At 50.8% G+C, this 19,509-nt stretch carries 19 protein-coding genes; 17 read left to right on the forward strand and 2 right to left on the reverse strand.

Annotation, left to right across the window (positions count from 1 at the left end):
* The first annotated feature begins 107 nt into the window (after positions 1–107).
* The 3 genes from xseA to ACLIN2_RS12590 are packed head-to-tail and all read left to right on the forward strand — an operon-like array spanning position 108 to position 2,609.
* On the forward strand, positions 108–1,487 hold the full coding sequence (gene xseA, locus ACLIN2_RS12580) for an exodeoxyribonuclease VII large subunit (protein WP_411504190.1): 1,380 nt from the start codon (positions 108–110) through the stop codon (positions 1,485–1,487).
* Positions 1,456–1,710: an exodeoxyribonuclease VII small subunit gene (gene xseB / locus ACLIN2_RS12585; RefSeq protein ID WP_092268136.1), complete on the forward strand. Its 255-nt coding sequence runs from the start codon at positions 1,456–1,458 to the stop codon at positions 1,708–1,710. The genes xseA and xseB overlap by 32 nt, the downstream gene beginning before the upstream one ends.
* A complete protein-coding gene (locus ACLIN2_RS12590; RefSeq protein WP_122960904.1) occupies positions 1,710–2,609 on the forward strand; it encodes a polyprenyl synthetase family protein in 900 nt (299 codons plus the stop codon). The genes xseB and ACLIN2_RS12590 overlap by 1 nt, the downstream gene beginning before the upstream one ends.
* 126 nt (positions 2,610–2,735) lie before the next feature.
* Here ACLIN2_RS12590 and ACLIN2_RS12595 read toward each other — a convergent pair whose 3' ends face one another.
* Positions 2,736–4,430, reverse strand: coding sequence for a M3 family oligoendopeptidase (locus ACLIN2_RS12595; RefSeq protein WP_411504191.1), 1,695 nt, complete (start codon positions 4,428–4,430; stop codon positions 2,736–2,738).
* A 354-nt stretch (positions 4,431–4,784) separates the two neighbouring features.
* Here ACLIN2_RS12595 and dxs point away from each other — a divergent pair, with 354 nt between their 5' ends.
* The 9 genes from dxs (at position 4,785) to ACLIN2_RS12640 (ending at position 14,969) form a co-directional block, all read left to right on the forward strand.
* The gene (gene dxs, locus ACLIN2_RS12600; RefSeq protein ID WP_411504192.1) at positions 4,785–6,671 is read left to right on the forward strand and encodes a 1-deoxy-D-xylulose-5-phosphate synthase; all 1,887 of its coding nucleotides are present in this window, start codon (positions 4,785–4,787) and stop codon (positions 6,669–6,671) included.
* The gene (locus tag ACLIN2_RS12605; protein WP_411504193.1) at positions 6,668–7,486 is read left to right on the forward strand and encodes a TlyA family RNA methyltransferase; all 819 of its coding nucleotides are present in this window, start codon (positions 6,668–6,670) and stop codon (positions 7,484–7,486) included. Before dxs ends, ACLIN2_RS12605 begins: the two co-directional genes overlap by 4 nt.
* Positions 7,487–7,597: 111 nt before the next feature.
* Positions 7,598–8,455: an NAD(+)/NADH kinase gene (locus ACLIN2_RS12610; RefSeq protein ID WP_092268141.1), complete on the forward strand. Its 858-nt coding sequence runs from the start codon at positions 7,598–7,600 to the stop codon at positions 8,453–8,455.
* 4 nt (positions 8,456–8,459) lie between these two features.
* The gene (gene ahrC, locus ACLIN2_RS12615) at positions 8,460–8,909 is read left to right on the forward strand and encodes a transcriptional regulator AhrC/ArgR (RefSeq protein ID WP_092268142.1); all 450 of its coding nucleotides are present in this window, start codon (positions 8,460–8,462) and stop codon (positions 8,907–8,909) included.
* A gap of 14 nt (positions 8,910–8,923) precedes the next feature.
* Positions 8,924–10,648 carry a DNA repair protein RecN gene (gene recN, locus ACLIN2_RS12620; RefSeq protein WP_411504194.1) on the forward strand — a complete coding sequence of 575 codons (1,725 nt, stop codon included), beginning with the start codon at positions 8,924–8,926 and terminating at the stop codon, positions 10,646–10,648.
* Positions 10,649–10,766: 118 nt separating this feature from the next.
* Positions 10,767–12,107: a SpoIVB peptidase gene (gene spoIVB / locus ACLIN2_RS12625; RefSeq protein WP_122923148.1), complete on the forward strand. Its 1,341-nt coding sequence runs from the start codon at positions 10,767–10,769 to the stop codon at positions 12,105–12,107.
* 264 nt (positions 12,108–12,371) lie between these two features.
* Positions 12,372–13,157 carry a sporulation transcription factor Spo0A gene (gene spo0A / locus ACLIN2_RS12630; RefSeq protein WP_411504195.1) on the forward strand — a complete coding sequence of 262 codons (786 nt, stop codon included), beginning with the start codon at positions 12,372–12,374 and terminating at the stop codon, positions 13,155–13,157.
* 378 nt (positions 13,158–13,535) lie between these two features.
* Positions 13,536–14,102 (forward strand): beta-class carbonic anhydrase, encoded by a 567-nt coding sequence (locus ACLIN2_RS12635; protein WP_411504196.1) that lies wholly within the window; start codon positions 13,536–13,538, stop codon positions 14,100–14,102.
* A 3-nt stretch (positions 14,103–14,105) separates the two neighbouring features.
* Positions 14,106–14,969: a metallophosphoesterase gene (locus ACLIN2_RS12640; RefSeq protein WP_411504197.1), complete on the forward strand. Its 864-nt coding sequence runs from the start codon at positions 14,106–14,108 to the stop codon at positions 14,967–14,969.
* Here the strand turns inward: ACLIN2_RS12640 and ACLIN2_RS12645 are convergent.
* Positions 14,966–15,832, reverse strand: a complete 867-nt coding sequence (locus tag ACLIN2_RS12645) for a LysR family transcriptional regulator (RefSeq protein WP_411504198.1) — start codon at positions 15,830–15,832, stop codon at positions 14,966–14,968. The two genes, ACLIN2_RS12640 and ACLIN2_RS12645, sit on opposite strands and share 4 nt — an antisense overlap.
* Before the next feature lie 105 nt (positions 15,833–15,937).
* On the opposite strand from ACLIN2_RS12645, the gene ACLIN2_RS12650 reads away from it, so the two are divergent.
* The 5 genes from ACLIN2_RS12650 (at position 15,938) to steA (ending at position 19,501) form a co-directional block, all read left to right on the forward strand.
* Positions 15,938–16,729, forward strand: a complete 792-nt coding sequence (locus ACLIN2_RS12650; protein ID WP_411504541.1) for a class I SAM-dependent methyltransferase — start codon at positions 15,938–15,940, stop codon at positions 16,727–16,729.
* 2 nt (positions 16,730–16,731) lie between these two features.
* The gene (locus ACLIN2_RS12655; protein WP_411504199.1) at positions 16,732–17,106 is read left to right on the forward strand and encodes a VOC family protein; all 375 of its coding nucleotides are present in this window, start codon (positions 16,732–16,734) and stop codon (positions 17,104–17,106) included.
* Position 17,107: 1 nt separating this feature from the next.
* Positions 17,108–17,884: a class I SAM-dependent methyltransferase gene (locus ACLIN2_RS12660; protein ID WP_411504200.1), complete on the forward strand. Its 777-nt coding sequence runs from the start codon at positions 17,108–17,110 to the stop codon at positions 17,882–17,884.
* 146 nt (positions 17,885–18,030) lie between these two features.
* Complete coding sequence (locus tag ACLIN2_RS12665; protein WP_411504201.1) at positions 18,031–18,207, forward strand: DUF2759 family protein; 177 nt, start codon at positions 18,031–18,033, stop codon at positions 18,205–18,207.
* A gap of 127 nt (positions 18,208–18,334) precedes the next feature.
* Positions 18,335–19,501: a putative cytokinetic ring protein SteA gene (gene steA / locus ACLIN2_RS12670; RefSeq protein WP_400582077.1), complete on the forward strand. Its 1,167-nt coding sequence runs from the start codon at positions 18,335–18,337 to the stop codon at positions 19,499–19,501.
* Positions 19,502–19,509: the final 8 nt, after the last annotated feature.

The raw sequence follows: 19,509 nt of genomic DNA on the forward strand, positions 1-19,509 counted from the left end.
AAGGTACTTTATCCATTTCTTTTTTATACAGCAAGAATTTATAAGAGTCCGCACCTGAATCTTCTCGATGCAGCCGGCAAAAGAGGTTTTCTATCTAGGAGGAGCGCATGGCTATTCAAGATATTTTATCTGTCAGTGATCTGAACCGTTATATCAAAATGGTTTTGGAGAAAGACTCGCGGTTGCAGGATGTGTGGGTGAGAGGGGAAATATCCAATTTTACACATCATTCGAGCGGACATATGTATTTCACGCTCAAGGACAAGCAGTCGCGAATAAAAGTCGTCATGTTTGCCAGCTACAACCGTTTTTTGCGCTTCTTGCCCAAGGACGGGACCAAAGCTATCGTTCGTGGTTCGATATCCGCGTTTGAACGGGATGGCGCCTACCAGCTTTACGCCAAAGAGATGCAGCCGGACGGACTGGGATCTCTTTATTTGGCATTTGAACAGCTTAAGGAAAAGCTTGCGTCAGAAGGGCTGTTTGCCGCCGAAAGAAAACGGCAGCTTCCCCGTTTTCCAAAAAGAGTCGGAGTCGTGACTTCTCCGACAGGTGCAGCGATCCGCGATATTTGCACGACGATTCGCCGAAGGTACCCGCAGGCAGAGATTGTACTCGCTCCTGCAGTCGTACAGGGGGTGGAAGCACCGGCGTCCATTATTTCTGCGATACGTATTATCAATGCACAATCTGATATTGATGTGCTGATTGTAGGGCGTGGCGGTGGTTCAATCGAGGAGCTGTGGGCCTTTAACGACGAAAAGGTGGCGAGGGCGATCGCCGCTTCCGTCATCCCGGTCATCTCTGCAGTTGGTCATGAGACGGATATTACGATAGCTGATTTTGTAGCGGACGTGCGCGCAGCAACACCGACAGCAGCAGCTGAGCTCGCGGTACCGCACTATTTAGAATGGGTCGAGAGGGTCAAGCAATTTGACGCGAGAATCCAACGGGCGGTACTTACTCGTATTTCTGACCAGCGCAAGCGTCTGAACCAGCTGAGCAATTCGTACGCGATGCGCCAGCCGCAGCGCCGATTGGAAGAGGCAGCCGAGCGCCTAGATCGCGCGCATTTGCGAATGAAGCAATCGATGAAGCATTTGCTTACCTTGCGTCGTGAGCGCTATGAACGCCTTGCTCAACAAATCAGGCGATACCGGTTGGCCGACCAGGTAGGGGAGCGCCGCAAGCAAGTTCTCACCGTCCGCGCCCGATTGGATGAGCGGATGCGCAGGAGGTTGACCGACCAGCAAATGGCCTTTTCTGCAAGAGTGGCCCAGCTGGACGCACTCAGCCCGCTCAAAGTCATGCAGCGAGGCTTTTCACTCGTCTATGCGGGAGGACAGATCGTCAAATCAGTCGAGCAATTTGCGAGTGGGGACGAGCTCGTGGTACGATTAAGTGATGGTAGCGCGACTGCACGCGTGGAACAGATTGATCGGGAGGAGAAGCAAAATGGCTCGAAAGAAAACGGAGCAAGAGACTGATCTGCAGTTTGAAGAAGCAATGAAGCGTCTGGAAGAAGTGGTAGCGCGCCTGGAAGAAGGGGATATCCCATTGGAGGAAGCGATTACGCTGTACCAGGAGGGGGTCACTCTTTCGCGGATATGCGGACAGAAGCTCGACGCGATCGAGGCAAAAATTACTCAGCTGGTCGAGGAAGACGGCATGCTGAAACAAAAAGCTTTTCGCGTGGAAGGGGAAGCATAATGGCTGTGGATACGTTTGATACTTACTTGGCCGAAAAGACAGCCTATATTGAGGAAAAGTTAATTCCAGCGCTCGAACAGGAAGGCGTCCCGCAAGCACTTTACGATTCGATGAAATACTCCTTGATGGCGGGAGGCAAACGACTGCGTCCGATGCTGGTCCTTGCTGTTCTGGAAGCGCTGGACAAGCCGCTTGAGCGTGGAGTGCCATTCGCCGTTGCGTTGGAAATGATCCATACATACTCGTTGATCCACGATGATTTGCCTGCCATGGACGATGACGATTTGCGCCGCGGTAAGCCAACCAACCATAAGGTTTTTGGGGAGGCAACCGCCATTTTGGCTGGGGATGCCTTGCTGACGAGAGCGTTTTCTCTCATCGCGGAGTCGTACCGCAATCGCAAGGACGTTTCTGCTTTAACGACGGTCAATCTGATCGCGGAATTAGGCAAACGAGCGGGTGCAACTGGTATGGTCGGAGGGCAAATGGCCGATATCGAGGGAGAGACCAAGCAGCTTGAGCTCAAACAGCTTGAATTTATCCACGAGCACAAGACCGGTGATCTTTTGATCGCTGCCCTGCGTGGTGGCGGCTATTTAGCAGAAGCGACCGAGAAGCAGATGGAGCTGTTGACTCGTTATGGCTACTGCATCGGGCTTGCTTTTCAAATTCAGGACGATATCCTGAATGTCGAGGGCGACGCAAGCCAGCTTGGAAAAGCGGTCGGCAGCGATGCGGAACGCCAAAAAGCGACGTATCCAGGCATTCTTGGTCTCGCACAGTCCAAAGAACGCGTAGCAGCATTGATCACGGAAGCAAAAGCAGCTTTGTCAGATGCGGGTATAAAGCATTCTGCCTTGAGTCCCCTGGCAGATTATGTGCGCAATCGGACAAAGTAATGGCACGGTTTAAGAAAAGGCCAGTGTGTTTTTCGGAGTAATCCGGACGACGCACTGGTTCTTTTTGTACAGCGCTGCTGAAAAGAAAAATCCTCTCTGACAACCCAGAGAGGAGGGGAAACTGTTTTACAGTGCTTTATCGTTGACATTATCCAACCAGCTCTCGATATCGCCGATGACGGATTCAACGCATCCATCCGCGAATGGCGAGATCAGTTTTGCGACAGCGACGAGCTCTGTGAACGACTTGCTGCCGCCTACCCGGCACAATGTCAGATAATCCTGCCAAGCGACATCTGCATTTTCCTGAGCCCGCTTCCAGAATTGGAAGGCGCAGATCTGTGCGAGTGTGTAGTCGATATAGTAGAAAGGATCACGGTAAATATGGCTTTGCTGCTGCCAGAAGCCGCCTTCTTCCAGGAACTCATTTTCGTCGTAGTTACGATGCGGTAGATACTTTCGTTCGATTTGACGCCAGGTGCTTTTTCGCTCCGCAGGTGTCATTTCGGGTTTTTCATAGACCGCATGCTGGAACTCATCCACAGCGACCCCGTACGGAATAAAGGTCAAACCACTGCTCAGATGGGCGAACTTATATTTTTCGGTATCCTCTTTAAAAAACATCTCCATCCACGGCCAGGTCAAGAACTCCATGCTCATGGAATGAATTTCGCAGGCTTCGTAAGTAGGGAAGTGGTATTCAGGAACTTCAAAGCTGCGGCTTACGAACACCTGGAAGGCGTGCCCAGCTTCATGTGTCAGTACATCGATATCGCCAGAGGTTCCGTTGAAGTTGGCAAATATGTAAGGCAGCTCGTATTTGCTCATATACGTGCAGTAGCCTCCGGTTGCTTTTCCCTTTTTGCTGAGCAAGTCCAGGCAGTCATTCTCGAGCATGAATTGGAAAAACACATCGGTTTCCGGGGAAAGCTCGGCATACATTTTCTTGCCGTTTTCCACGATCCACTCAGGAGAACCTTTTGGCGTAGGATTTCCTGTAGCAAAATCAAAGCTTAGATCGTAATACTTCATGACATCTACGCCGATGCGCTCCCGTTGGCGCTCCGCCAGCTTGGTAGCGACAGGAACGATATGCGCAAGAACCTGCTTGCGGAAGTTGGCGACCTGCTCGGCGTTGTAATCGGTGCGGTTCAGACGGGCGTAAGCAAGCTCGACAAAGCTGGAAAAACCGAGCTTTTTCGCGATTCTCGAGCGTACCTGGACCAGATCATCGTAGATTTGATCGAGCTCTTCCGCATGCTTTTGGAAGAAAGCGTACTTCGCTTCATTTGCTTTTTTGCGTGTAGCTCGATCGGTCGAGGTCTGATAGGGAATCAGCTGCGGGATCGTACGCTCTTCCCCTTCAAACTGAATTTTTGCGGAGGCGATGAGCGCGACATAGCGGCTGGTCAGCCTGTTTTCCTCCTGCAGATCAGTCACGACTTCAGGGGAAAAGGTACGGAGCGTAGTTTCGGCGATCCGGAATAGCTGCGCCCCCCATTTCTGCTCGAGATCGGCACGGAAGGTGGAATGGACGATCGCATCGTAGTAACGGGAAACAAGTCCTTGATACACGGGGCCGACTTCATCCCAATAGTCCTGCTCATCCTTGTAAAAAGTATCCTCGGTGTTTATGGTATGGCGAATCTGGGCGACTTCACGGGCGGATTCGACTTCCTGGCGCAGCGAGATGAGCTGCCCCATTACCCGGTCCTGCTCTTCAAAGCTTGAAGCTTGTGCAAACGCCTGCAGTAACTGGTCAAATTGCTGTTCTACCTGCTCCATATTGACCCGTTCATAAGCAATTTGGGTAAATTTCATGGAAGTACCACCTCTCTTCGATTTTGTTCGATCCACTTTATTTTAACGTGTAGAAAAATACAAGCGCAATGACTTATGAAATCGGTTGCACATCCTTTTTTGCCGCGTTGAATGACGGATGGAGGGCTGAGATGGGTAAAAGTTCTCTTGCTAGAAGCTGGACATCTTTCACTCGTATTCGCTGATATTGATGAAAAGTGGTGTTTTTGTATAGAAACCGTTATAATGAAGCGAGCGTAAATGAAGCGTAATTGAAGGCTCTGCCCAAAGGGGGAGCCGTGTTTTCCTTGGGTTGGATTGGATTGCAGCACGCACAATCGCCGGAGAACGAACAGTGGAAAGTGAGGAATACCCATGCTGCTAACTACTATAAATGATCCTCAAGACTTAAAAAAGTGCACTCAGCCGCAGCTATATACATTGGCCTCCGAAATCCGGCAGTTTCTTGTGGAGAACCTGTCCAAAACGGGCGGTCATTTGGCTCCAAACCTTGGCGTAGTCGAGCTGACGCTGGCTTTGCACTATGCATTCGAAAGCCCTCGGGACAAGTTGATCTGGGACGTAGGGCACCAGGCCTATGTACATAAAATGCTGACGGGACGCCGCGACATGTTCCCTACCCTTCGTCAATACAAGGGGCTGTGCGGGTTTCCGAAAATGATTGAAAGCCCACATGACGTGTGGGAAACCGGGCACAGCAGTACGTCCTTGTCTGCAGCGATGGGGATGGCGACAGCCCGCGATTTGAAAAAGGAAAAAAATCATGTGGTTGCTGTGATCGGGGATGGAGCCTTAACCGGCGGGATGGCGCTGGAGGCACTGAACCACATCGGGCATGAGCGAAAAAACGTGATCGTGGTGCTGAACGATAACGAAATGTCAATCGCTCCGAACGTTGGCGCCCTGCACAATTATTTAGGCAAATTGCGTTCCACGGAGAACTACCAGTGGGCAAAGGATGAGGTGGAAGGCCTCCTCAAATCCATCCCTGCTGTAGGCGGAAAGCTGGCAAATCTGGCAGAGCGTTTCAAGGACAGCATGAAGTATTTGCTGGTTTCCGGGGTTCTATTCGAGGAGCTCGGGTTTACTTACATCGGCCCAATCGACGGGCATGACCTTGGTCTGCTTCTGGATACCATGAAGACAGCCAAACAGACAAAAGGACCTGTCCTGATTCACGCGATCACGAAAAAAGGAAAGGGCTATGCCCCAGCGGAAGCGGATTCGGTCAAGTGGCACGGAATCGGCACCTACAAGATTGAGTCTGGTGATACGCCCAAGTCAGCGCCGACCTATACGTCGATCTTTGCTGAAACCATGATGCAGCTCGCGAGCGAGGATAAAAATATCGTCGCCGTGACACCTGCCATGCCAGCTGGCTCAGGGCTGATCCCGTTTGGACAGAAGTTTCCGGAACGCCTGTTTGACGTCGGGATCGCAGAGCAGCATGCTTGTACGTTTGCTGCAGGATTGGCGACCCAAGGCTTGAAGCCGGTTTTGGCTATCTACTCGACGTTCTTGCAAAGGGCGTACGATCAACTGATCCACGATGTGGCTCGTCAAAAGCTCAATGTGGTATTTGCCGTGGACCGCGCCGGTTTGGTTGGTGCAGACGGCGAAACGCATCAGGGAATGTACGATACCGCCTTTATGCGGATCATTCCCAATATGGTCATCATGGCGCCGAAAGACGAAAACGAGCTGCGTCATATGATGAAAACGGCATCGGTTTACGAAGAAGGGCCGATTTCCTACCGTTACCCACGTCTGCCTGTGCGCGGAGTTGAAATGGACGAGGAACTCAAGGTACTGCCAATCGGAAAGGCGGAAATCGTACGCGAAGGCAAGCATGTGGCGATCGTATCATTCGGGCATGTTTTCGAGGTAGCGGAGCAAGCAGTGAACCAGCTGAAGAGCGAGGGGTTCGAGCCGATGCTCGTCAATGCCCGCTTCTGCAAACCGCTGGATGAGGAGCTTTTACTGCGCCTTGCCAAAGAAGGCTACCACATCATTACCGTAGAAGAAGGCGCGGAAATGGGCGGGTTCGGCAGTGCTGTACTGGAATGCTACAATCGTGCAGGTTTTCACGATGTAAACGTGCAGATGATTGCAGTTCCTGACTATTTCGTCGAGCATGGCAGTGTGAAAGAACAACGGCTCGAAGTAGGTCTCACGGCAGAAAATATTGCGTCCCGTGTGCGTGCGTTGATGCCTGTAACGAAGGGCGTAGTGGAAGCATGAGTATTCGAAAAGAGCGTGTAGACGTCCTGCTCGTGGAGCGGGGCATATATGAAACGAGAGAAAAAGCAAAAGCAGCTGTCATGGCTGGACTCGTTCAAGTAGCGGGCGAGCGGTGCGACAAACCGGGAACCAAATTCCCGGAGGATGTCGCAATTACGGTCAAAGGGGAGGTCCATCCGTACGTAGGACGTGGTGGGCTGAAGCTGGAAAAGGCATTGCGTGTCTTTGGGATCGACATGACTGGACGCGTGATGATGGATATCGGAGCTTCTACGGGCGGGTTTACGGATTGTGCCCTGCAGCATGGCGCAAGGCTCGTCTATGCAATTGACGTGGGCTATGGCCAGCTGGCATGGAGCCTCCGTCAGGACGAACGTGTCGTAGTCATGGAAAGAACGAACTTCCGCCATCTGGATCCTGAGACCTTTGATCATGAAATGCCGGATTCTGCGTCCATCGACGTATCGTTCATTTCTTTGCGATTGATCTTGCCGGTTTTGCACCGTTTTCTCAAAGACGGCGGCGAAGTGGTCGCGCTTGTAAAGCCACAGTTTGAAGCTGGCAAAGAAAAAGTAGGAAAGAACGGTATTGTACGGGATCCAGAAACCCATGAAGCCGTTTTGACTGACATTGGAGAATATGCCCGTGGGCTTGGCTTCTCCTTGAAAGGTTTGGATTTCTCTCCGATCACAGGGGGAGAGGGCAACATCGAGTTTGTCATGCATGCTGCAAAAGGTGGAGACGGGCTGGATTCGGAGGAGTGGCTAAAACTGGTAACAGAGGTAGTCACTTCAGCTCATGCCGTGTTAAAATAAGGAAGTGCACAAAGCCTCGGGAGTTTTGTCCGAAACGAGGCTTTTTATTTATGCATGAGAAGTTGTATACTTGTATAAGGATTTCCAACCAACCGGTTTGGGGTGGACCATGTGAAGAAAATTGGAATTATAGCGAATAAAGGAAAACCAGAGGCGCGAATCGTTGCACGCGAGCTGCTTTATCTGTTAGAGGACCGTGGTGCTGAGGTTTTTCTGGATGAACACATCGCATCTGACCTGGGACGTGCCGAGCTGGGAACGACTGTAGAAGGGATCGGGAAACAAGCCGACCTCGTATGCGTACTGGGGGGAGACGGCACGCTCCTGGGTATCGCCCGTCAGCTGGCTGGGCGTTCTTTGCCGGTACTGGGGATCAACCTCGGGACATTGGGCTTTTTGTCAGAAGCAGAGCCGGAGAACCTGCAGCATGCTGTCGATAATCTCCTTTTGGGAAAGTATGATATAGAAGAACGCACCATGCTGGAAGCAACCCTTGTCCGCAAAGAGGTCAGCTTGGGCACGTATACCGCGATGAATGACATCGGGATCGCAAAAGGCTCTTTTTGCCGAATCATTCAATGCGCGGTCTATTTGGACAACGCTTATGTGGCGACTTTTAGTGGCGACGGTGTAATCGTCTCGACGCCGACTGGCTCGACGGCGTACTCGTTGTCTGCAGGAGGGCCGATCGTTGCCCCGAATGTGGACATGCTATTATTGACGCCAGTCGCTCCTCATTCATTGACCGCAAGACCGATGGTGCTCTCTGGAAACGAAGTCATCCGCATAGAGGTGGATGCCGTTCATCAGGAAATGGGACTGTCCATTGATGGTCAATTCGGCTACAGGCTGGAGGGCGGCGATCAAATTTTTATTAAAAAGTCCCCGTATGTCACACCGTTGATCAAATGGAAGACAGGCGGCTTTTTCGAAGCAATTCGTACGAAATTACAAGGGGAATGGGAGTAATCATATGAATAAAGGGCAACGACATATCCGAATCCGGGATATCATCAGCAACACTGAGGTGGAGACCCAGGATGAGCTGGTGGAACGTCTGCGCGCGGCTGGCTTCAATGTGACGCAAGCAACTGTGTCCCGTGATATAAAGGAGTTGCATCTGGTAAAGGTGCCGCTGCCAGATGGAAGGTACAAGTATTCTGTGCCAACCGAGCAAAAGTTCAATCCACTGCAGAAGCTAAAACGCATGCTCGTCGATTCATTCATGAGCATCGACAAAGCCGATCACTTTATTGTTCTGAAAACTTTGTCCGGACATGCAAATGCGGTCGCTGAACTGATTGACAACCTGCCCTGGGAAGAAATCATGGGAACGATCAGCGGCGATAACACGATTTTGATCATTTGCCGTTCCAAGGAAAATACCGATGAAGTGACGAAGCGCTTAATGGAAATGCTGTAAAGGGGTCACATACCATGTTAGTGGAACTCTCCATTCGTAATTTTGCCATTATCAAATCGGTAACGGTGTCTTTTCAAAAAGGGCTGAATATCTTAACCGGTGAAACAGGAGCAGGGAAATCCATCATCATCGATGCGCTGGGTCTCTTGCTGGGAGGAAGGGCATCAGCCGACTTTGTCCGTTATGGAGAAACACGGGCAGAGGTCGAAGGATTGTTTGAGCTGCCAGCGCTTCATCCGGCTTTAGCCGTGTGCGAGAGTGTTGGTGTCCAAGTCGAGCAGGATGGCATGCTGGTCGTGAGAAGGGATATATCCAATCAGGGCAAAAGCATCATTCGCCTGAATGGACAGTTGGTCACCCTTGCCATGCTGCGCGAGCTGGGACCGTGGCTGGTTACCGTACACGGACAGCACGATACGCATATGCTGATGCAGTCGGACAAGCATATCAACTGGCTGGATGCATACGGGGAGTCGGCGCTGGGAGCTGCGAAGGCAGAGTATACAAAGCTGTACACGGCTTTTCGCAAAACCAAACAGGACTTGGAACGGATGGCCAGAAATGAACGAGAGCTTGTTCAACGTATCGATCTGCTGGAATATCAGCTCAACGAGATTGAGTCGGCCCAGCTTTCCCCTGGAGAAGATGACAAGCTGCAGCAGCAGCGAAAAAAATGGATGAACATTGAGAAGGTTTATTCATCCATGCAGGACGCGTATCGTTCCCTGTATGGAGATCAAAAAGGGATGGACTGGCTTGGTCACGCCATGGGCGAGCTAGAACGCGTGGTTGGCTACGAAGAACAGCTTGGACCCATTTTGGAATCCGTCCAGAGCGCGTACTACCAGATTGAAGACGTGGTACATCAGCTGCGACATTTGTCGTATCAGATGGACTTCGAACCAGCTCAACTGGCAGAGGTCGAAAGTCGGCTGGATCAAATTCAATCGCTAAAACGAAAGTATGGCAAAAGTGTAGATGATATTTTGGAGTATGCCGCGACGATTCAGGACGAGCTGGATGACATGCACCACTATGAAGATCGTCTCCAGCAGGTTCAGGAGCGGCTGACAGAGCTTGCAGCGGACTTGGCTGTAGAAGCTATGGAGCTGTCAGTCATCCGCCAGGAGTGTGCGCAAAAGCTGGCTGTCGAAATCGAGCAGCAGCTAAAAGAGCTGCACATGGAACGAGCTCGTTTCGCGATTGATGTCCGACAAACACCGGATGAGGATGGTGTCGAGATTGAGGGCATCAAGCGGCAGGTTGACGCTAACGGGATGGATCAGATCGAGTTTCTCATCTCTCCCAACCCCGGCGAGCCCCTGCGTCCGCTGGCCAAAATCGCATCCGGTGGCGAGCTTTCCCGTGTGATGCTGGCGATCAAGGCCATTCTCGCAGGGACAGATCAGGTCGAGACCTTGATCTTTGATGAAGTGGATACGGGAGTCAGCGGGAGAGCGGCCCAAGCGATTGCAGAGAAGCTGGCCCGTGTTGCCGGTCAGCGGCAGGTCCTCTGCATTACGCACCTGCCTCAGGTTGCTTCCATGGCAGACGCTCATTTTCTCATTCGAAAGGAAATGAGTAACCACGAAACGATGACGTTGGTAACAAGGCTGTCAGATGACGAGCGCGTGATTGAGCTTGCTCGCATGCTGAGCGGTGCGGAAGTTACGACGAAAACAGAAGAGCATGCTCGTGAAATGATCGAGCTTGGACGCGAAAGAAAGACTGCTACCTGACAGAAGGGTAGCAGTCTTTTTTTCCTGACATAATCCGCTTCCTCGGAGGCAACATTAAAGGTACACAAGGTGGAGGTGTCACATAGGTGTAGGTAGGGAACGGTAGGAGTGATTGCTGGTGATCCGACAGAACAAAAGAAAATGGATGGGAAGTTTCCTTCTCCTCATCACGGCCCTCGTCGTGAGTTCCACCCCGTTCCGCGATCTGTCGTCCTTTCCTCACGAATTGCGAGTGATGGAAGGATCCCTCGAACAGTTGCGCGTCTCCGTGCCAGTAATGGGCACTCTTGTCAACAGCAACCCCGACATTTTGCACGTCAATGGGACGCAGGCGCGTGAAGTGTCCGTTGATTTGAGCAAGCCGATGTCCGTCGAGCCTCGTCGGGCAGGTGAAGCCCAATTGCAGGTGAAGTGGCGGAATATCCCCCTGACAGCCGTCAAAGTGAACGTCCTGCCTGATTTGCGTTTGTATCCGGGCGGGCAGTCGATTGGCGTCAAGCTTCAAACAGCGGGTGTTCTCGTCGTGGGCCATCATTTGGTGGATGATGGCAAATCCAAATTCTCACCTGGAGAGCAGTCTGGCATACACGTAGGAGACATGATTGTCAAAATGAATGATCTGTACATCAACGACATGAGCGATGTCAAAAAGATGATCAACGAGGCCGGAAAGAAGAATCATCCGGTGCAGCTCTTAGTCGTGCGTGGAAAAGAAAAGCTCAACCTCACTCTGCAGCCAGCCAAAGACAAAAAGGATAACGAGTACCGAATGGGTCTGTACATTCGCGATTCGGCAGCAGGAGTAGGAACGCTTACTTTTTATGATCCCCAATCAAAGGCATATGGTGCGTTGGGACATGTCATATCCGACGTGGATACTGGGCAGGCCATTGTCGTTGGGGACGGGCAGATCGTGCAAGCCAGTGTGACATCCATAGAAAAAGGACAGAGCGGCAATCCCGGTGAAAAGTTTGCTCGTTTTTACAACGAGAGTGAAGTGCTAGGTAACATCACCAAAAATACCCCTTTCGGCATTTTTGGAAAAATGAAGGACGAACCGAAAAGAAGCTTTTACGATGAGCCACTCCCTGTTGCTCTGGCAGAGCAGGTAGAAGAAGGCCCTGCCAAAATTTTGACCGTCGTAAACGGGCAAAAGGTAGAAGAGTTCGATATTGAGATCGCAAATGTGATCAAGCAGCATTTTCCTGCTACAAAAGGCATGATAATTAAAGTGACGGACAAACGTCTCCTGGAAAAAACGGGTGGCATTGTTCAGGGAATGAGCGGCAGCCCCATTATTCAAAAAGGAAAAATTGTGGGAGCAGTGACACATGTTTTTGTCAACGATCCAACCTCGGGCTATGGTTGTTACATCGAATGGATGCTGCGCGACGCCGGGGTCAATGTGCGCAACGCACCTGAGTCGGAGCAGCAATCCCCGATCGGCAAAGCAGCATGAAGACAGGGAGACGGGCCGTCACGCGAAAAAGCGAGACGGCTTTTTTCTCTTTCCGTCGAGAAGGTTCGGTCTATGGCAAATGAGCGTATTCTTTGTCGAAATATCAGTTAAATCGTTCAATCTTTCGTCATTGGCAGGAATGAATATCGGTTTGTCGAATTCCTTTAGTAGTGAAAAGATGGCTTGGACTTATTCTTATAAATCACCAACTTCTAAGATGCCACCTTCTTTCCAAAAGACCGTCCATTGTTAGGAGGAACGACTTTGAGCAAGATTGAAGTGTTGTTGGCAGATGATAACCGCGAATTCGTCAATCTGTTGGAAGAGTACATTAGTAGTCAGTATGATATGGAAGTCGTTGGCGTAGCGTACAACGGTAATGAGGTAGTTAGACTGCTCCAAGAACGTGTGCCCGATGTTTTAATTTTGGATATTATCATGCCTCATTTAGATGGTCTGGCTGTATTGGAACAAATTCAGGCCATGCGTTTGTCTCCACAGCCGAAAATCATCATGTTGACTGCATTCGGACAGGAAGAAATCACGAAAAAAGCGGTTGAGCTCGGAGCTGCCTACTACATCCTCAAACCATTTGACATGGAGGTTCTGGCCCAGCGAATTCGCCAAATGATTTCGTCAAAGCCATCATCCTTTGTCACCTCGGTAAAGCCGCAGTCTACCTTGCAGGTGAGAGGACGGAATCTGGACGCCAGCATCACCAGCATTATTCATGAGATCGGGGTTCCGGCTCATATCAAGGGCTATTTGTATTTGCGTGAAGCCATCACCATGGTGTACAACGATGTCGAGCTGCTAGGATCCATCACGAAAGTCCTGTACCCGGATATCGCGAAAAAGTTCAACACTACAGCAAGCCGCGTAGAGCGTGCAATCCGCCACGCGATCGAGGTCGCCTGGTCCCGCGGTAATCTGGATTCCATCTCCAGCTTGTTTGGCTATACCATTTCCAACACCAAGGCGAAGCCAACCAATAGCGAATTTATCGCGATGGTGGCAGACAAGCTGCGGATTGAGGCCAAGATTAGCTAAGGCTCTGTTAAAAGAGATCTCGTATTGACCCAAAGACATCCCTGTTCACAGGTTCAACCTACCATGAACGGGGTGTTTTTGTTGAACTTTCATGGATGGGGCAACAGACTAGCGGCGCAGGCATATAGGACGGGACCATGTTACATGGGCAAACGCCGGAAAAGAAGGGACATAAAAGTGTCAGAGATTGCAGAAACTAGTGCTTTAACCAGTAAGGTCCTAGCCCTTCATTTTACCCTTTTGGAGGTATTCCCGAATCCTTTTTCCTGGCATGCATGAGTTTAGACCAGTCCCCAAATGTGAGCAAACAGTTGAACCATCTGGATAACCATGTAAAATAGAATAGAAACTATACTGAATGAGGCGGGTGTACAAGTAATGCGTAACCTAGATGAGATCCTCGAATTCAACCGTCAATTTGTAGAAAACAAAGAATATGAAAAATATCAAACCACCAAATTTCCGGACAAGCGATTGGTTGTCTTGTCTTGCATGGACACACGTCTGGAAGAGCTGCTTCCGAAAGCCATGAACATGCGAAATGGAGACATCAAGCACGTCAAAAGTGCGGGGGCGATTGTCTCTCACCCTTTTGGAAGTATCATGCGCAGTATTTTGGTTGCGATTTATGAGCTGAATGCTGCGGAAGTCATGGTTGTCGGCCACTACGACTGCGGGATGAGCGTGATTGACAGTAGCCGCACCATGGAAAAAATGATGGATAAAGGCGTATCGGCTCAGACCTTCTCGACATTGCAGCACGCGGGAATCAACCTCAAGCAATGGCTGCGTGGATTTGATAATGTGAACGAGAGCGTGAAGAACAGCGTGGAAACGATCAAGAACCATCCACTGTTGCCAGAGAGCGTTGCGGTACACGGTCTCCTGATCGATCCGGTAACAGGAAGACTTGATGTCGTCGTGAACGGGTACGACAAGATTTAGGTGATGAGTGATCCCAAGATTTCTGCGATCACGCGCAAAACCTTTCTGCAAAAGCTCATGCATTGGGCAGGCCGACTGGTCGGTCTAGGTGTGGCGGCAGGGGTGTACAGCTATGGCTGGGAGCGGCATTGGATTGAAACAACAGAGGTAACGATCACGCTGCCGAAGCTGCCAGATGCGTTTCGCGGGACGAAGCTCGTGCATTTCAGTGACCTGCACTTGGGGCACTTCAGTGAGCCAAAAGACGTCCAGCATGTCGTGGACCTCATCATGAGCAAAAAACCTGACATGATCTGCTTTACAGGTGATCTGGTGGACGAGAGCACACGGTATCTTTCCGCTGTGCTGCCGATTCTCGGACAGCTGGAGGCCACGCTGGGTAAGTATGCGGTGCTAGGCAATCATGACTACCGTGCCAGACAGCAGCAGGTCATTCGCGATATGCTAAGCAGTGCAGGCTTTGAGGTCTTGGACAACCGCCACGTACGCGTGGATAGGCAAGGCAGCTCTCTGCATATGGCAGGCGTGGACGATGTCCTGTTTGGGGTACCTGATTTGGCGAGAGCGCTTGGGGATATTCCCACAGACGAGGCCGTGATCCTGCTGGCGCATGAGCCGGATTTTGCGGATGAGACGGCAGCTTATCCGGTCGGATTGCAGCTATCGGGGCACAGCCACGGGGGACAAGTTAGGCTCCCGTTAATTGGGGCCATATTGACCCCCAAGCTTTCCCAAAAATACGTACAAGGCCTGTACAAGGTAAAAGACACTTCGCTGCAGGTCTATACCTCAAGAGGGCTCGGAACGACGATATTGCCCATTCGCTTATTTTGCAGACCGGAAGTGACCGTCATCACACTACGTTAATAATTGTCTTTCATCCACTGGACGAATTGCTGAAAAGCTTCGTCCTCTTTTTTTGGGTGTAAATAGGCGATGAGGGTAGGGCGTACGAGCTCACCCTCCGCGATATCATGCGCGGCCAGCGATCCTGAGCAGAGCTCTTCTTGGATCGTTCTTTCTGGCAGCATCGTGATGCCTAGAGACTGCTCCACCATTTTTTTGACGGCACTGAAGCTGTCCAGCTCCATTATCGCATTCGGGAAAACACCGTGCTGAGCAAGAAACCGGTCGATTCTTTGACGGTAAGGGGCTGTATGATTGCCAAAGAGGATCATTTCTTCGGTTCCCCATTCAGGAAAGCCGGGAAACCCTTTTGCCCAAGGGTGGGTAGGCGAAGTGACGAGCAAAATTCGGTCACTTGGCAAGAACTCCTGGTAAATATGTGGGTGATACATCTCGCTCCCAAGAAACGCGATATCGGCTGTTCCGGTCAGCAAGGCATTGAGCGATTCCTCGTATAAAGTGGAGCGCACGTAACAGGTAAATTGGGGATTTGCCGCTCGATACTGCCCGATGAGACGGGGGAGCTCGTAGGCCACAAAAGCTTTGCCTGCGACGATCGTCATAGATTGGCGCTGTTCTTTTTGCTCGGTAAAGGCTCTCATTTGCTCCACAATACTGGCGGCGATGGGCAGCAAACGACGCCCTTCTGCTGTCAGGGATACGCCGGAAGCAGTCCGCACGAATAGCGCAGTAGAAATTTGGCGTTCCAACTGCTTGAGCCGATGGGTGACCGTCGATTGGGCGAGGAACAGGGCTTGTGCTGCACGATTGATCGACCCATGCCGGGCGATGGTCAAAAATATCTCTAAACTCTCCTTGTCCATCTCGTCTTTCACTCCTTAGCGAATTTTTCGATATCTAGTTATCAATATTCTATAACAAAGTAGGAGTTTTTTGGAATAAGATAGTGGCAGGAGGTGTTCTTCATGATCAATAAGGATGATGTGAAAAAGGCCGTTCAAGCTCAATTTGGAAGAAACGCCGAAAAATATGTTCAAAGCGAAAGCCATGCAAAAGGTGACGATCTAGACCTCTTGGTAGACTGGCTGCAGCCGAAAACGGACTGGATCGTTCTCGATATTGCAACGGGTGGCGGTCATGTGGCGAGAAAGCTGTCTGTCCATACGGAGCTTGTTGTGGCAACTGATTTGACGAGAATGATGCTGGAAGCGGCGAGACGGGCCAATATCGAAGCAGGTGCTGGCCCCATTCAATACGTGCAGGCAGATGCGGAAGCCCTTCCGTTTTTGGATGAGTCCTTTGATGCAGTCACTTGCCGGATCGCTGCGCATCACTTCCCGGACCCGGAAGCGTTTGTCCGCGAGGTAAGCCGAGTATTGCGTCCAGGGGGAAGCTTCCTTTTGATCGACAACGTCGTTTCGGATGATCCTGACCTCGCAGCGTTTTTCAATCATATCGAAAAACTGCGTGACCCGAGTCATGTACGGTGCTTGGCTGTGAAAGAGTGGATCGATTTGTTCACCCAGTATGGATTGGTCGGAAAAATGCAAAGGCATCGGGTCAAGAGAAAAGATTTCAAGCAGTGGGTAACCAGGACTGCGGAATCCAAAGAACAGGAAGAAGCTGTAGAGAATGCGCTGCTTCAGGCGAGCGATAAACAAAAAGCCTATTTGGAAATGCTGGTGGAGGATGGCCGCGTACGAACGCATCAGATCGAAGAGTGGATGGTTCTCTGCCGCAAAGAGAGAGGAGATTTGTAGAGATGGGAAACGAGTTTACATGGATGGGTTTTGATCACGTTCAATTAGCGGCACCGGTTGGCTGTGAAGAGGAAGCTCGCCGTTTCTTTGGGGACCTGCTGGGAATGACAGAGGTGCCCAAACCCGAGAAGCTGAAAGTTCGCGGCGGGGTATGGTTTCAGTGTGGTCCTCAGATGATTCACATTGGAGTAGAAGCAGCCTTTCAACCGGCAAAAAAAGCCCATCCTGCATTTTTGGTCGGGAATATCGAACGTTTGATGGCGCATTTGCAAGAAAGCGGCATTCCGCTACGAGTCGATGACGAAATTCCAGGGGTGATCCGATTCTTTACGGAAGATCCGTTCGGAAACCGATTGGAGTTTATGGAGGGGAAATGAGATGGGGATGGATTTTCATGCGGAAGAAAATCAAAGCTCATACATAGGTCGGACCGCCGATGAATCCTGGAGACAGGCGATGAAAGCGATTGTTCAACCGGAGGGCAAGCGTGTAATCGATATCGGCTGCGGAGGAGGGATCTACAGCAAAGCGTGGGTGGAGATGGGAGCTGCTTTAGTGATTGGTGCCGACTTCTCCGAGGTGATGTTGAAAGCAGCGTGGGAGAATTGTCATCAGGACCCCCACATAAAATTGATTCGTAGGGCAGCTCACGCGACAGGGCTGGATAGCGGAAGTATGGATATCGTCTTTGCCCGGGCGTTGATTCACCATCTACCTGAGCTCGATCCCTTTATGGAGGAAGCGTATCGCTTGCTCGCGCCGGGAGGCCTGTGTATCATCCAGGACAGGACCATGACGGATGTTCTCATGCCAGCATCTCCTACCCATTTTCGTGGCTATTTCCTAGAAAAGTTTCCGCAGCTGCTGGCAAAAGAGGCCATACGGCGACCGGAAGATCAGGCAGTGCGTGAAGCGCTGCAAAAAAACGGTTTTGAGCAGGTTGCGGCCACTTCTCTTTGGGAAGTCAGAAGAAGGTATGAGCGATGGGAGGAGCTGGAACAGGATCTGCTTGCGCGGACGGGGCGCTCGATCCTGCATGAGCTCTCAGATGAAGAGCTGCAAATACTAGTCAACTATATCGGAGAAAAAGTAGCGCATGAGACCAGCATAGAGGAGCAAGACCACTGGACGATATGGATAGGCATAAAGAAATAAGGCATAATAGACAAGAAATCATTCTCTAATTGTGAAATCGTTTGTCACAAATTTGGATATGCTTGTCTCATTATTGATGAAGCTTTATAATGAAATTGCCATTGTATTCCGGTTCGCGTCATCTTGGTAAAGGAGTTGTCGTACTTATGAAAGTGGTTTTGTTTGATTTACTCATGTTTATCTTCACGATTTTCATCGCTTGGGGCTGTGTTAGCTCTCTCAAAGCGAAAAACAAGTTTGCGATCGGCTTCGGGGTTGTTTCTTTGCTCGTCTTCCTTTTTGCCGACGGTCTGATTATTTATTACGCAACTAAAGGCGCGTAATAACTTCAAACATGATTGAGGAGAGGCTGTGCACCCTTGCGCAGCCTCTTTTTCGTGCCTATAAATATCAAGCGTTCACGCATGAGCAGAGGGAATTTTTAGCATACTAGGTTCGGAGGTGGAGCAGGTGATCAAGCGAAAAAAGCCTGGTACCTTTTCGAGCGAGGCAGTCGTCCTGGCAGATCGCAAGACAAAGCAGCTGTGCAAACGACTGGGCTCCGAACATATTGCACTCATTGATCATGCAGACGTAGATGAGATGGCGGCCGGTTCTTTATTGGACACCGGAGTGCAGACAGTTATCAATTTGTCTCCTTATATGACAGGGCAATACCCGGCAGAGGGTGCTCGCCGGCTACTGGCAGCAGGTGTACGGCTCTATGAAATCCCCGCCAATTACGATAACCCCGCAATGATTGATCAACTGAATGGCTGCCAGGCTTCCCTGACGAACAGCCAGCTGCACTTCTTTACGACACAAGGCGTGGAGACGATCATTCCGCTCCAAATGGTCACCGCCGAGCATATCCAAGCGAAGTGGACGGAGGCAAACGTCACACTGGATGAAACGCTTTCCTTATTTATTGACAATACACTCCAATATGCCAGTCGGGAAAAGGACCTGTTCCTCAAACCTTTGTGCCAGCTGGATTTACGTACCCGAATGGAGAATCGGCATGTAGTGGTGGTAGTTCGCGGCAAGCACTACCGTGAAGATCTGCAAACACTTCACGCGTACATCCGAGAATACCGACCGATTCTAATCGGAGTGGACGGCGGCGCAGACGCATTAATCCAGGCCGGATACATCCCTGATCTGATTGTAGGAGATATGGACAGCATCTCTGACAAAGCGCTGATGTGCGGCGCCGAGATCGTGGTTCATGCCTTCTCAGACGGAAGGGCACCGGGTAGGTGGAGGGTCAGCGACCTTGGACTGGACTATCACTTGTTGCCTGCACCTGGCACGAGTGAAGACGTCGCCATGCTATTGGCTTATGAAAATAACGCAGAGCTGATCGTAACGATCGGTACGCATACCAACATGATCGATTTTCTCGAGAAAGGGCGCAAGGGGATGGCTAGCACCTTGCTCGTACGCACGAAAATTGGAACGAAGCTGATCGATGCCAAGGGTGTCAATCAGCTCTATCAGCCACGCTGGTCGTGGAAGCTGTGGGGATGGTGTATCGCTGCGATGCTGACACCCATTACCGCCGCGCTTATGATCAATCCAGTTGCTAGGCACGTTGCGCAAATGCTGTGGACGCAATGGCGGACTTGGGCTTTTTAGGAGGCAAT

It is taken from the genome of Brevibacillus centrosporus, from assembly GCF_046622605.1.
GTDB classification, from domain to species: Bacteria; Bacillota; Bacilli; order Brevibacillales; family Brevibacillaceae; genus Brevibacillus; species Brevibacillus centrosporus.